13 protein-coding genes and 1 pseudogene are annotated in these 13,210 nt (G+C 43.1%); 6 read left to right on the top strand and 8 right to left on the bottom strand.

Features of this window, described 5'->3' with window-relative positions; translation table 11 throughout:
- Window positions 1-115 precede the first annotated feature (115 nt).
- The 6 genes and pseudogenes from rplS to BMW86_RS13190 form a co-directional block, all read right to left on the bottom strand.
- A complete protein-coding gene (rplS, locus tag BMW86_RS13215) occupies window positions 116-463 on the bottom strand; it encodes a 50S ribosomal protein L19 (protein ID WP_089783671.1) in 348 nt (115 codons plus the stop codon).
- Between the two features lie 122 nt (window positions 464-585).
- Window positions 586-1,257 (bottom strand): tRNA (guanosine(37)-N1)-methyltransferase TrmD, encoded by a 672-nt coding sequence (trmD, locus tag BMW86_RS13210; protein WP_089782221.1) that lies wholly within the window; start codon window positions 1,255-1,257, stop codon window positions 586-588.
- Window positions 1,258-1,259: 2 nt separating this feature from the next.
- Window positions 1,260-1,793, bottom strand: a complete 534-nt coding sequence (rimM, locus tag BMW86_RS13205) for a ribosome maturation factor RimM (protein ID WP_255372916.1) — start codon at window positions 1,791-1,793, stop codon at window positions 1,260-1,262.
- Between the two features lie 253 nt (window positions 1,794-2,046).
- Window positions 2,047-2,298, bottom strand: a pseudogene (rpsP, locus tag BMW86_RS33170) (30S ribosomal protein S16); the annotation flags it as partial.
- A 131-nt stretch (window positions 2,299-2,429) separates the two neighbouring features.
- Window positions 2,430-3,755 carry a signal recognition particle protein gene (gene ffh / locus BMW86_RS13195; RefSeq protein WP_089782219.1) on the bottom strand — a complete coding sequence of 442 codons (1,326 nt, stop codon included), beginning with the start codon at window positions 3,753-3,755 and terminating at the stop codon, window positions 2,430-2,432.
- 159 nt (window positions 3,756-3,914) lie between these two features.
- Window positions 3,915-4,784 (bottom strand): sigma-70 family RNA polymerase sigma factor, encoded by an 870-nt coding sequence (locus BMW86_RS13190; RefSeq protein ID WP_089782218.1) that lies wholly within the window; start codon window positions 4,782-4,784, stop codon window positions 3,915-3,917.
- Window positions 4,785-5,152: 368 nt separating this feature from the next.
- Here BMW86_RS13190 and BMW86_RS13180 point away from each other — a divergent pair, with 368 nt between their 5' ends.
- On the top strand, window positions 5,153-5,533 hold the full coding sequence (locus BMW86_RS13180) for an START-like domain-containing protein (protein WP_089782216.1): 381 nt from the start codon (window positions 5,153-5,155) through the stop codon (window positions 5,531-5,533).
- A 9-nt stretch (window positions 5,534-5,542) separates the two neighbouring features.
- Here the strand turns inward: BMW86_RS13180 and BMW86_RS13175 are convergent, their stop codons facing one another.
- Window positions 5,543-6,151, bottom strand: coding sequence for a hypothetical protein (locus tag BMW86_RS13175; protein WP_089782215.1), 609 nt, complete (start codon window positions 6,149-6,151; stop codon window positions 5,543-5,545).
- A gap of 120 nt (window positions 6,152-6,271) precedes the next feature.
- On the opposite strand from BMW86_RS13175, the gene BMW86_RS13170 reads away from it, so the two are divergent.
- From BMW86_RS13170 to BMW86_RS13160, 3 genes are all read left to right on the top strand, one after another.
- Window positions 6,272-7,714 (top strand): LptF/LptG family permease, encoded by a 1,443-nt coding sequence (locus BMW86_RS13170; RefSeq protein ID WP_089782214.1) that lies wholly within the window; start codon window positions 6,272-6,274, stop codon window positions 7,712-7,714.
- A 45-nt stretch (window positions 7,715-7,759) separates the two neighbouring features.
- Window positions 7,760-8,422, top strand: a complete 663-nt coding sequence (locus BMW86_RS13165; protein WP_177189250.1) for a phosphatase PAP2 family protein — start codon at window positions 7,760-7,762, stop codon at window positions 8,420-8,422.
- A 72-nt stretch (window positions 8,423-8,494) separates the two neighbouring features.
- Window positions 8,495-10,129 carry an ArnT family glycosyltransferase gene (locus tag BMW86_RS13160; protein WP_089782212.1) on the top strand — a complete coding sequence of 545 codons (1,635 nt, stop codon included), beginning with the start codon at window positions 8,495-8,497 and terminating at the stop codon, window positions 10,127-10,129.
- Between the two features lie 58 nt (window positions 10,130-10,187).
- On the opposite strand, the gene BMW86_RS13155 is transcribed toward BMW86_RS13160, so the two are convergent.
- Window positions 10,188-10,919: a superoxide dismutase gene (locus tag BMW86_RS13155; RefSeq protein ID WP_089783669.1), complete on the bottom strand. Its 732-nt coding sequence runs from the start codon at window positions 10,917-10,919 to the stop codon at window positions 10,188-10,190.
- A gap of 418 nt (window positions 10,920-11,337) precedes the next feature.
- On the opposite strand from BMW86_RS13155, the gene BMW86_RS13150 reads away from it, so the two are divergent.
- Together BMW86_RS13150 and BMW86_RS13145 are read left to right on the top strand one after the other, a co-directional pair.
- Window positions 11,338-12,441, top strand: a complete 1,104-nt coding sequence (locus tag BMW86_RS13150; protein ID WP_255372915.1) for a ThiF family adenylyltransferase — start codon at window positions 11,338-11,340, stop codon at window positions 12,439-12,441.
- 12 nt (window positions 12,442-12,453) lie between these two features.
- A complete protein-coding gene (locus BMW86_RS13145) occupies window positions 12,454-13,164 on the top strand; it encodes a hypothetical protein (RefSeq protein ID WP_089782210.1) in 711 nt (236 codons plus the stop codon).
- Window positions 13,165-13,210 lie beyond the last annotated feature (46 nt).

Raw genomic sequence — 13,210 nt, 5'->3', positions numbered from 1 at the left:
CTCAGCCGTATAAAATAGAAAAGGTGAAGACTGCAACACTGTGCGATCTTCACCAAACGAAATAAAAACGGAGACCGGAAAGGTCCCCGTTATCACTAATTTCCCTGTATTTATACTAAACCCTTTTCTCTTTAATACGGGCAGCTTTACCAGCACGTTCGCGCAGATAATACAGCTTAGCCCTTCTTACCTTACCTACTTTATGCAGCAAGATACTATCGATGTTAGGTGAGAACATAGGGAATACCCTTTCTACACCTACTCCATCGGAGATTTTTCTAACTGTAAAAGATGCAGTAAAGCCAGTACCCTGGATTTTCACCACGTCCCCTTTAAAGGACTGGATCCTCTCCTTGTTACCTTCTACAATTTTATAATTTACAGTGACGTTGTCACCGGCCTTAAACTTAGGGTATGTTTTGTTACCTGTCAGTTGCTCGTGAACAAAAGAAATAGCGTTCATCATTCAAATATTTATCGGAGTGCAAAGGTAATTTAAGAAATATCAAAATCCAAATTAAATCAGAAAGAAATTTGAGAACCCGGTTACACTACCACCCCGTTCCCTCAGATTTCCCGCATCTTCTATAATAAATCGGGACGGCGTTCCTTTGTGCGCTCCAGCGCCTGTTCATGCCGCCAGTTGTCTATCTTCTTATGATCCCCGCTTAACAGCACATCCGGTACCCTCCAGCCCCGGAATTCTTCCGGACGGGTATATACAGGCGGTGCCAGGAGATTGTCCTGAAATGAGTCCAGCAGGGCCGATGTTTCGTCATTCAGCACTCCTGGTATCAGGCGGCCGATGGCGTCTACGAGTACAGCAGCTGCCAGTTCTCCGCCGGACAATACATAATCACCGATGGAGATTTCCTTTGTGACAAAGTGTTCGCGGATGCGTTGGTCTATGCCTTTGTAGTGCCCGCACAGCAGCAACAGGTTCCCTTTGAGGGATAACTGGTTGGCAATCTGCTGGTTCAGCGTTTCCCCGTCGGGTGTCAGGTATATAATTTCGTCGTATGTCACCGTTTCCTGTAAGGTTTCGATGGCTCTTACTATGGGTTCGATCATCATTACCATACCGGCCCCTCCGCCAAACTGGTAGTCATCTACCTGTTTTTGCTTCTGCACGGAGTAATCACGTAAGTTATGTACGTGTACTTCCAGCAATCCCTTTGTTTGCGCTCTTTTTAAGATAGAGTGCGAAAAAGGGCTTTCCAGCAGCCCGGGTTGTACGGAAATGATATCTATTCTCATGGTTACGCTAAATATATATCCAGTAATCCTTCGGGCAGGTCTACATGCACAATCTGCTGTTTCTTATCCACTTTTACGAGTGACTGGTCATTGATAGGCAGTAATACTTCCTTTTCGGTGATGACTATCTTAGCCAGTACCTGCATAGGCATTTCAATAATTTCCTCAATAACGCCCAGTACCCCCAGTTGTTTGTCATGTACGGTAAAGCCCAGCAGGGATAAAGGTGCAGAGGAGGCTGTTTGTTTCTTGAAATCAGCTTCTTCCATGTATACCCCCATTTGTAATAAACGGCGGGCATCTTCTTTATTATCAATGCCTTCGAACTTCACGAATACATGTTCGTGGTCTTTTGGGCTGGTTTTCTCTACAAAGTACGGAATAAAGGAGTTCTTGCGTTCTTCAACGAAAAGCGCATTTACCCCCTGCAGTGTAGTCTTTTTACCCAGACTATGCTTAAGGATGTATTCCCCCTGTAGGCCGAATACAGCTACCAGTTTACCGATACTGAAATAATTATTCATATGCTTTTGCATGAAAAAGGGAAATATTTGCAAGCAAATATTTCCCTTTTCAATATGATCTTAAAAGGCTGAATTAAGCTTCAGTGCTGCCTTCAGACTGCGCAGGAGCATCTTCTACCCTTTTAATAATTGGCTGAACTGCTCTTGCTGGCTTTTTGCTATCACGACGGGCAGCAACTTTCTGCTCGTGTTCAGCCTGCCATTGTTCAAATTTCTGGAATGCAGTAGGTTCGTCGAACAGACCCAGCTTAACACCTCTCAGTAAGTGTTTCAAATAAAGAACACCCTTAAATGACAGGATTCTTCTAACTGTGTCAGTAGGTTGTGCACCTTTCTGCAACCAACGCAATGCTTTTTCTGTATCTATATTGATAGATGCAGGAACAGTCAGCGGATTGTAAGTACCGATCTTCTGGATGAATTTACCATCTCTGGGCGCGCGAGCGTCGGCTACTACAATAAAATAAAATGGTCTCTTCTTAGCGCCATGACGTTGTAATCTGATCTTTACTGGCATAAATAATTCGAATTATTTTTTTGCGAGTTTAAAAAAATATTTAATCGGGCTGCAAAAGTACGTAGTAAATAAGGAAGTTCAAAATATTTTCTACAGAATTGAGATAAACAGGCCTCAATTCCAAAATATCTCTATCTCCCTAACGCCTTTAAACCTTTCCCGCCTGTTCCAAATTTATTCATCATTTTCATCATTTGACGCATTTGGTCAAATTGTTTCATAAATTGATTAACATCCTGGATCTCTTTTCCTGCTCCTTTGGCAATACGCTTGCGGCGGCTGCCATCGATCACGTCGGGATTTCCGCGTTCCTGGGGCGTCATAGAGCCTATCATAGCTTCTATACCCTTGAATGCGTCATCACTGATATCCAGGTCTTTAATGGCCTTTCCAACCCCCGGGATCATGCCCATCAGGTCTTTCAGGTTACCCATTTTCTTAATTTGCTGTAACTGTTCACGGAAATCATCAAAATCGAACTGGTTCTGACGGATTTTCTTTTCCAGTTTCTTAGCCTGCTCCTCATTGAACTGTTCCTGAGCACGCTCTACCAGGGTGGTGATATCACCCATCCCCAGGATACGCTGCGCCATACGTTCCGGATAGAATACATCCAGGGTATCCAGCTTTTCACCCATACTCACAAACTTGATGGGTTTCTCCACCGTGTATTTGATTGTAAGGGCAGCTCCACCACGGGTATCACCATCCAGCTTGGTCAGTACCACACCGCTGAAGTCCAGGCGTTCATTGAACGCTTTGGCAGTGTTAACAGCATCCTGTCCGGTCATAGCATCTACGACAAAAAGGATCTCGTTGGGTTTTACAGCAGTTTTGATGTTGGCCACTTCGATCATCATCACTTCATCTACAGCCAGACGGCCGGCAGTATCTATGATGATAACGTTGTAATTATTCTGTTTAGCATGCTGGATAGCGTTCTGGGCTATCTGCACTGCATTTTTGTTTTCCGGTTCGTTGTATACTTCCACACCGATCTGCTCTCCCAGTACTTTCAGCTGGTCTATCGCCGCAGGGCGGTAGATATCTGCTGCTACCAGCAAAGGTTTTTTACCTTTTTTGGTTTTGAGGAAGTTAGCCAGTTTACCAGAGAAGGTGGTTTTACCGGAACCCTGTAAACCTGCGATGAGGATAATGGAAGGATTGGATTTGGTATCCAGTTCGGCTTCTGCCCCACCCATCAGGGCTGCCAGTTCGTCCTTTACGATCTTCACCATCAGCTGACTGGGGGAAATGGCAGTAATTACCTTTTCACCCAGGGCTTTTTCTCTTACTCTGTCTGTAAAGTCCTTGGCTATCTTATAGTTTACGTCAGCATCCACCAGTGCGCGGCGTATTTCTTTCACCGTGCTGGCCACATTTATTTCGCTGATACGGCCTTCACCTTTCAGTTGCTTGAACGCCGAGTCGAGCCGCTCTGATAATGATTCAAACATTATTAATCTGTTTTTTTAAAATGGGAGCTTTCCCAAGGGATGCAAAAATAGTATAAAGTAGCATGCAAACCAGTAGGCAGCTATAATTAACAAAAAAAGGTGAATATCGGGTAGATACTCACCTTTTAAATATGTTTGCTAATTGCTTTTAGCAATTAATCAGCTTCCAAGATAGTTCCTCAGCAGCTTACTACGGGAAGTAGTACGCAGTTTGGTGATCGCTTTATCTTTGATCTGACGTACCCTTTCGCGGGTAAGGCCAAATTTTTCACCGATATCTTCCAGGGACATTGGGTGTTCAACAGCTATACCGAAGTACAGGATGATCACGTCTTTCTGTCTGTCTGTAAGGGTAGATAAAGAGCGTTCTATTTCGCGGCGCAGAGAATCGTGGTGTTCCAGTTCTTCATCTGCACTTACGGCATTCGGGTTGGCCAGTACATCCAGCAACGAATTATCTTCCCCATCAATGAAGGGTGCATCCATGGATACGTGACGGGCGGCAACACCTAAAGTGGCTTCCACTTCTTCCGTATTGATTTCCAGGATGGTAGCTAATTCGTCCGGAGACGGTTCTCTCTCAAATTCCTGTTCCAGCTGGGAATAAGCCTTGCTGATCTTATTGCTCAGACCCACTTTGTTAAGCGGTAAGCGTACGATACGGCTCTGTTCTGCCAATGCCTGCAGGATAGACTGACGAATCCACCATACGGCATAAGAGATAAATTTGAACCCGCGGGTTTCGTCGAAACGCTGGGCCGCTTTAATCAGACCGAGATTACCTTCGTTTATCAGATCACTCAGTGACAATCCCTGGTTCTGGTACTGCTTTGCAACAGAAACCACGAAACGTAAATTGGCTTTGGTGAGCTTTTCGAGAGCTCTCTGATCTCCTTGCTTAATGCGGATGGCCAGGTTTACTTCTTCCTCCGGAGTAATTAAATCCACCTTCCCAATTTCCTGTAAGTATTTCTCCAGGGACTGGGATTCCCTATTTGTGATGGACTTCGTGATTTTCAGTTGGCGCATTGACATAATAACTCGGAACAGTTACAGGTTAATAAAATGTTACCTATTTGATGAATGCAAGACAAAAATAAGTTTTTTTAGACAGTAGCCAAAAAAAATGTTTACTTGTTAAATCCTTTTCAAGCAAAAACGTTTCATCATTCATAAGTTCGTTATTGAACCCATGGAACGTATACGCAGCAACAAAAAGGGTCTGAATTTGTCCCCAAAATGCTAATGTATTTCTATTTTTCATAATAGAATTGTTATTTATAAAGTGTAAAAAGATTTGGGGCAATTATTAAAAAAAACCATGAAATAATTTTGACAGAATAAATAATTTTCTATAATTGCAGCCAGATGATATTGAATTACTAATTACTTGAGCGATGTCAAAGAAAGTGCAATATGAGTTAGAATACCCCGTACGGTGCTCACCAAGTATCCTTTACGAGTTCCTGTCGACCCCCGCCGGGCTGCAGGAGTGGTTTGCGGATAAAGTAGACTACAGGGACGGTGTGTTCTCCTTTTCATGGAATGGTTCACTGGAAGAAGCTGAAGTACTGGAGCAGCAGGAAAATGAGTATATACGTTTACATTGGAAACATGCACCCAAAGAAGAATTCTTTGAATTTCGCATCCAGATATCCGAAGTAACTACCCAAACAATCCTGATTGTCAAAGACTTTGCTGAAAAGAAAGAAATAGCTGATCAAAGCCAGCTGTGGGATTACCAGGTGAAAGACCTGTTCCACAGAATCGGTAACTAATTGATTATGTTACTTATTAACTAATATCTGTAGCAGTAGTGCGTAGTCCATTACTACTTCAGGTATTATTTTTTCCCAAAGAGCTAATTTATAAGGTTTAGCGAGTTTAATAAAAGATAGCTGGTATATAAGATGCTCAAATTCCTGTGCCTGCATAGCTGATATTAATTTGTAATTCCCCTTCCCAAAATCATGCTCCCAGGGGTCTTCCCTAACATAGATCTGGAACTGATGAGTGGCCAGTAATGACCATGCTTTTGCCAGAACCCCGCTATGCCTGTCTTTGGCCTCACCCGCCAGATGCAGGGTGGCGCTAAAATAATGCCCCCACCAGAACATGGTCCGGAACGCAAATATGTTCTCTCTGCTAAAATGCCTGGGATAATCCAGGATCGCATACGGCAACTCCTTATACCGCTCTCCCCGGGAAATCTTCCCCCCTTTTGCCAGACAACCTTCCGGAAACGGGAACTCACCTGTCAAAGGATGTGCCTGCAACTCTTCCTGCAACACACCAAACAAGTCCATCACCTTTTGTAAAGCACTGTTCTTCAGGTAGATCCATCCTGCATTATCAATCAATTCCTGCTCTTCCTGTGTTAATGCGGGTATCTTCATGTAGTAAATTTATAATTTAACGGTATTTTAAATCACGGTCTGTCCGTAATTCATATTAAATTTGTAAGATTTGTGGAAAGTTCGGACTGTGATCCGGAAGTCTCTAATTAACTGCCGGCTGTGAAAAAACTGGATAAGCTACTCGTTAAAACATTTATAGGTCCGTTTGTGGCCACTTTCTTTGTTACTTTATTCGTACTGGTCATGCAATTCCTATGGAAATACATCGATGACCTCGTAGGAAAAGGGCTGGATACTCCTGTAATCATAGAACTTATTACCTATACCAGCGCAAACCTGGTATCCCTGGCATTGCCCCTGGCTGTGCTCTTATCCTCTATCATGACCTTCGGGAACCTGGGAGAGAGCTTTGAACTGGTGGCCCTGAAATCATCCGGCATTTCATTACTGCGCTTTATGCGCCCCCTGCTGCTGGTATGTGCCACCATTGCCGTACTCGCTTTCCTTTTTAACAACTATGCCATGCCGGTGGCCAACCTGCGGGCAAAATCACTCTTATACGATATCACCAACTCCAAACCGGCCTTTAATATCAAGGCAGGTGTGTTTTATACCGATATACCGGACTATACCATTAAAGTGGCCAGCAAGGAAAAGGATAATAAAACCATTCACCAGGTAATGATCTATGATCATAGCGCTGGCGGACAGGATAAACTGATCCTGGCTGAGAAAGGGACCATGCTGCTGTCTGAAGACAAACGCTTCCTATACTTTGTGCTGGAAAAAGGATGGCGCTACGAAGAACGTGGTACCCGTGCGGCCACTATCCCCGGAGATATGATCCGCCTGGGCTTCCGGCAATACAAAAAAGCATTCGACCTCAGCTCTTTTGCTTTCAGCCGCCTGGATATGGGTCTCTTTGCCTCCAACCAGCAGATGCTGAACGTAAGGCAGCTGGACAAAGCCATCGACTCCCTGGCCCTGCAGGAGAAAATGTTCACCCGTACCGTCAACGCATACATTACAACCCGGTATCCTTTTTATAAATGGAAGGACACCGGCTGGTTAGCTACTGCACCTCCCTTAACAGTAAAACATTTCAAGGACATAATACCGGAGAAGTCCCAGCGTTATGTTGCCGAGAGAACAGAACAGAATATCCGTGATGCTATCAGTAATCTTGAAGGCCCTTCCAGAGAATTTGCAGATAAGCATAATACCCTGCTCCTTCATAAGGTGGAATGGCAGCGGAAATTTACACTGGCCTTTTCCTGTATTGTCATGTTCCTGATTGGTGCCCCTCTGGGATCAATTATCAGAAAAGGGGGTTTAGGTACTCCGCTCATTTTTGCCGTTATATTCTTTGTTATCTTTAATATATTTTTCATGGTGGGGGAAAAGATGGCGCGTAAGGATGTGATGGCTACCTGGAGTGGCATGTGGCTTTCCAACATAGTGCTGATACCTATTGCGGTTTTCCTGATTGTGAAAGCGCTCAACGATTCCCAGCTGTTTAACAAAGATTATTATATCAAGATTTTCAGAATTATTAAACAATTCACTGAGAAATTGAGATTAAAGAAAACTGCCGGCATTTAGTCCGCCGGCAGACCATAACAACCTACAACTTTTAAAACGCGAATATTGAAAACGCTGATTACACTATTCGGAAAGAACCCATGGTTCTTCATTCCGTTCCTGTTATGGGTAGTAACTGGTGGAGTACTGCAGATCTTTTTCTTCACACATGAAGAATTATTTCTTGCTATCAATCATGCACACGCGCCATGGGCCGATGTTTTAATGACTGGCGTAACCTACATCGGGGATGGGATCACCTTTGCAATAATGCTGGCGATCATTCTGTTATTACGCAAATTCAGGTTGTTCTTTAATGCAGCAGCGATCCTGTTGCTGGTGACTATAATAGTACAAACGGCTAAACATATCTTTAATGCACCAAGGCCCATTAGCTATTTCGGCGATGCCAGCCTGATACATACCGTGAAATGGGTAACTGTACACAGTAGCTGTAGCTTTCCTTCAGGCCATACCACCACGGCTTTTGCCATGTTCTGTTTCCTGGCACTGATCAGTAAGAATAAACTGACCGGCGCGTTATTTATTACAATGGGACTGATTGCTGCCTGGTCAAGAATTTACCTGGCACAACATTTCTTTATCGATGTGTATGTAGGCAGTATCATAGGTACATTAAGCAGCGTGTTCATTTACATGCTGTTCGAACAAAGAAAAATCAAGTCGTCTCCTGAAATTGTTCAGGAACCTCTCGTAGGTCTAAGTTGATTTAGCTATTTTTGTTGATTATGTTAATTAGGCAGGTCAACTTGATTAACTGATCAACAATAATTCACGCTAATGAATGGAATGAGATATCTGTTGATTGCCATTGCGGCCGCCATCCTTTTTATACCCTTTCTGGGGGCCGTACACTTGTTTGACTGGGACGAGATTAATTTTGCAGAAGCTGCCAGAGAGATGATCGTGAGCCATAATTACTCACAGGTGCAGATAGACTTTATGCCTTTCTGGGAAAAGCCTCCCCTGTTCATATGGTTACAAGCAGGTAGTATGCACCTGTTTGGTATCAATGAATTCGCTGCACGTTTTCCTAATGCAATTATCGGTATCGCTACTCTACTCTGCCTTTACGGTATTGGTAAGAAACTGGCTGATGCAAAACTGGGATTATGGTGGGTGCTGGCTTATGCCGGATCATGGTTGCCTCATTTCTTCTTCAAATCGGGTATCATAGACCCTACTTTCAACTTCTTCATCTTCCTCGCTATTTATTTTGCTTTCCGTATCGCGTATACTACCAAACCTTCGCGTATGGCTATATTGAGCGGTATATGCCTGGGACTGGCGGTATTAACCAAAGGCCCCGTAGCTATACTGGTGAGCTTACTCACCCTGCTGATATACTGGATCTGTAAAAAAGGAAAGATCGGTATAGGGCTGCTGCAACTGGGCATTATCGTGCTTTGTGCCGCAGTGACTACTGCACTCTGGTTTGGTTACGAGATTCTTTCTCATGGCTGGTGGTTCGTGAACCAGTTCATCATTTACCAGGTAAGACTGCTCACCACTCCGGATGCAGGACATGGAGGCTCCTTCTTTTATCACTGGATAGTATTACTACTGGGTTGTTTCCCGGCCAGTATATTCCTGTTCTCCTATATCCGCGGACGTAAGGGCAAGTCTATTTACAGCGGTTCACAATCGCAGGAAATAAAGGATTTCAAAATATGGATGTGGGTGTTATTCTGGGTAGTGCTGATCCTGTTCTCTATTGTAGAAACCAAGATCGTACACTATTCTTCCCTCTGTTATTTCCCGCTTAGTTTCCTGGCGGCATGGCAACTGTACCGTATTACAGAAAAGAAGGTGCAACTGCATGCATGGAATATTGTGTTAATGCTGCTGATTGGTCTTTTACTGGGACTTGCCATCACATTATTACCTGTTGTAGGTCTGTACAAAGAAGTGCTGATCCCTTATATAGGCGACCGTTTTGCGCAGGGTAACTTACAGGCGCAGGTACCCTGGTCGGCCTGGGAAGCGGCTTATGGTGCGGGATATATGGTGCTGATTATTGTAAGTGCTGTATTGCTGTTCCAGAAAAAAATGCAGACAGGTTTCCTGTGTTTATTCCTTAGTACCATATTCGTGATGCAGCTTACTATTGTACATTTCACTCCCAAGATTGAAAAGTTTTCACAGGGCGCTGCCATTGAATTTTTCCAGTCGCACGAAGGGAAAGATGATTACGTACAGGTACTGAGTTATCATAGTTATGCACATCTCTTTTATACCAAAAAACTACCTCCTGCCAATAAGGATTATTATAAGAAAGATTGGTTGCTGAGCGGGGCGGTAGATAAACCAACTTATTTCATCTGTCGTATTACAGACAGTGATGCCTGGAGAGCTAATCCCAATCTTGTCGTGATCGGAGAGAAAAACGGATTTGTATTCTTCAAAAGGAAATAAAAAGCAAAACGCGAAACACCTGAAATGTTTCGCGTTTTGCTTTTATATACAGCAGGTATTAACCCTTTAATGCTTCATTATATCTTGCTTCTACTTCGTTCCAGTTAATTACATTCCAGAAAGCAGTAATATAGTCCAGGCGAACATTATGGTATTTCAGGTAGTATGCATGTTCCCATACATCCAGTGCCAGAATAGGTGTACCAAGATCTTTCACGATACCTTCCATTAACGGGTTATCCTGATTAGGGGTAGAGATGACTGCCAGTTTTTTAGCAGGTGTTACTATCAGCCATGCCCAACCTGAACCAAATACTGTTTTAGCAGCAGTATTGAAGGTATCCTGGAATTTCTCCCATGAAGTGAAGTTGCTTGTGATAGCAGCTTTCAATTTATCTGAAGGTGTTGTTTTTTGCGGAGAAAGCAAAGTCCAGAACAGGGAGTGATTGTAGTGTCCACCTGCATTGTTACGGATTGCTTTGTCTTCCGGTTTTACTTTCGCCAGTATCTCGTCGAGGGTAAGGCTTTCGTAAGCAGATCCCTTGATGTTATCATTCAGGTTTTTTACATATGCTGCATGATGTTTATCATGATGAATCTCCATCGTTGTTTTATCGATATGAGGTTCAAGTGCATCGTACGCGTAAGTTAACTTGGGTACTTCAAAAGGAGCTTTAGGGCTGTTAACAGAAACGCGTAACTTTGAAGGAGCTGCGATTATACCTGTTGGATTGATTAAAGCGGCTACGCCTGCAAGGCCACCCAGCTTTATAAATTCTCTCTTGTGCATATACAAAGACATTAAATAAAAGTGAAGAACTGATGTATGCTGAAAGCAGCAAATTCTACACCAATATTATTAAATTTTAATTTATGATAATGTATATGAAAGAAAATAAGGATTATCCATAAAATAACTGCCTCATTGCACAATATTTTCAAATTAATTGTTATTTTACCTTACGCTTTCATGTGAAACTTTTTATTTGACCAATTAAAATAATTTATCCCAGGCTACATATTAGTTATATGGTATATGTAGAGAACAGCTAACTCGCCTATTTACCAGGCCAACACTATACCGGAACACAACATTTTACATTTTATATCTGCTGTACAACAGCTTTATATCGCGTATTTCTTTCATACCATACTAACCATTCCAGTAGGCCCGTACATTGTTCAATAAATTTTTTATGCCAGGCAAAATGACAGAATTAGAGGAATATATAAAACAACAGCAAAAAGAGCCGGATAATTATACACCCGTATTTTACCGATTAAAGAATCAACAGGAATACGATGCATTATTAGCCCTGCTTGCCTCTAAACCACATATACAGGTATATGATCAGATCTCTTCTCAACTGAGTGAGTTGATGAAAATCCGTAATCCGACAAAACGCCTTACGCCCGAAGAATCTGAGCAACAGATAAATGAGTTCCTTGGGAACGCTTCATTATCTGCAGTAGGTGTATGGGTTTACTTCCCATGGTCAGGTCGTGTTGTACATATACTTGACGAGAAAGAGTTTGTTGAACTGCGTACCAGCAGAAACAAACACAAGATCACAGATGAAGAAGCTGCCATATTGGGAACGAAGAAAATTGGCATCATCGGCTTATCTGTTGGGCAATCGATTGCTTTAACTTTGGCAATGGAGAGAGTTTGCGGAGAGCTGAGGCTGGCCGACTTTGATGAACTGGAGCTGTCGAATATGAATCGTATCAGAACGGGGATCTATAACCTGAGCCAGTCGAAAGTAATAATAGCCGCCAGAGAGATAGTAGAGCTGGACCCTTTTATAAAAGTAAAATGTTATACTGAGGGTGCTACTGAGGGGAACCTGATGGATTTTATGACTGGCAACGGCCAGCTGGATATATTGGTAGAAGAGTGTGATGGAATAGATATCAAGATTATCAGCCGCATGATGGCGAAAGAACTGAAGATACCAGTAGTGATGGAGATGAACGACCGGGGTATGCTGGATATAGAACGTTTTGACCTGGAACCGGAACTACCCTTATTGCATGGATTAATCCCTGATATGGACCTGGCTACCCTCCAACACCTTACCTCAGAAGAAAAGATACCCATCCTGGGACCCATGGTAGGTATGAAAGATATGTCACCCAAAATGAAATTTTCTCTGTCGGAAATTGGTAAAACGATTACCACCTGGCCTCAGCTTGCATCATCGGTAGTACTGGGAGGAGCCATGGTAGCAGATACCTGTCGCAGAATTATCCTCGATCAACTCCGCAGTTCCGGGCGGTATTATGTAGATTTCGAACAATTGATCAGGTAAGCAATAAATCAAATGAGTATAACAATAAATGTGCGGGCTTTTGTTGCTCCTGATGATCCGGAAGCATGTATGCGGTTTTATGAAGGCCACAGCAAACTGCTGGAAATTCATTTCGGCATAGCAAAGATCACATCAGGTAATATAGATTGGTTACAACACAGGAATACAATAGTAGTAATAGTTGAAGATGAAACCGGCACCAAAACATATGGTGGTGCCCGTGTACAGATAGCAGACGGTGTATTGCCGCTTCCCATTGAAACAGCTATCGGAAAATACGACCCGAACATATATTCATACGTACGTAAAGGCAGTGCTGAGATCTGTGGGATGTGGAACTCCAAAGAGGTGGCCGGTATGGGCATCGGCAGCCTGATCCTCTGCCGGGTATGCGTGGCACTGATGCCGCAGCTGCCGGTAGATCAGGTACATGTACTCTGCGCCCCCATCACCACCCGCATGGGAAAACGCGTGGGTGCCGTGATAGACAAATCCCTGGGAAATGAAGGTACTTTCTATTATCCCAAAGACGACTTCATTGCCACTGCCATGGTGATAGATGATATACACAACCTTCCCAACGCAGATCCATCAGAAAAAGAGTTGATAGACATTTTACGGGAAACTCCCATGCAACACCGGCAGGAAAAAGGTCCGAAAGGTGTTTTTGATGTAAATTACCAGCTGGAAGTCCCGAACCTTCACCAGGTACGTAGCTTATAACATTAAAAAGTAATAATTTACAGCTGTCTTTTTTAATCAAAAGGAA

Origin of the sequence: Chitinophaga sp. YR573 (assembly GCF_900110995.1) — a bacterium.
GTDB lineage: Bacteria > Bacteroidota > Bacteroidia > Chitinophagales > Chitinophagaceae > Chitinophaga.
The sequence above is the reverse complement of the archived record's forward strand: the minus strand, read 5'-3'. Positions and strand labels throughout refer to the sequence as shown.

Bases quoted from the DNA above. Each gene is read 5' to 3' on its own strand.
- rplS (WP_089783671.1), bottom strand. From the start codon at position 463: ATGAACGCTATTTCTTTTGTTCACGAGCAACTGACAGGTAACAAAACA.
- trmD (WP_089782221.1), bottom strand. From the start codon at position 1,257: ATGAGAATAGATATCATTTCCGTACAACCCGGGCTGCTGGAAAGCCCT.
- rimM (WP_255372916.1), bottom strand. From the start codon at position 1,793: ATGCAAAAGCATATGAATAATTATTTCAGTATCGGTAAACTGGTAGCT.
- ffh (WP_089782219.1), bottom strand. From the start codon at position 3,755: ATGTTTGAATCATTATCAGAGCGGCTCGACTCGGCGTTCAAGCAACTG.
- BMW86_RS13190 (WP_089782218.1), bottom strand. From the start codon at position 4,784: ATGCGCCAACTGAAAATCACGAAGTCCATCACAAATAGGGAATCCCAG.
- BMW86_RS13180 (WP_089782216.1), top strand. From the start codon at position 5,153: ATGTCAAAGAAAGTGCAATATGAGTTAGAATACCCCGTACGGTGCTCA.
- BMW86_RS13175 (WP_089782215.1), bottom strand. From the start codon at position 6,151: ATGAAGATACCCGCATTAACACAGGAAGAGCAGGAATTGATTGATAAT.
- BMW86_RS13160 (WP_089782212.1), top strand. From the start codon at position 8,495: ATGAATGGAATGAGATATCTGTTGATTGCCATTGCGGCCGCCATCCTT.
- BMW86_RS13155 (WP_089783669.1), bottom strand. From the start codon at position 10,919: ATGCACAAGAGAGAATTTATAAAGCTGGGTGGCCTTGCAGGCGTAGCC.
- BMW86_RS13150 (WP_255372915.1), top strand. From the start codon at position 11,338: ATGACAGAATTAGAGGAATATATAAAACAACAGCAAAAAGAGCCGGAT.
- BMW86_RS13145 (WP_089782210.1), top strand. From the start codon at position 12,454: ATGAGTATAACAATAAATGTGCGGGCTTTTGTTGCTCCTGATGATCCG.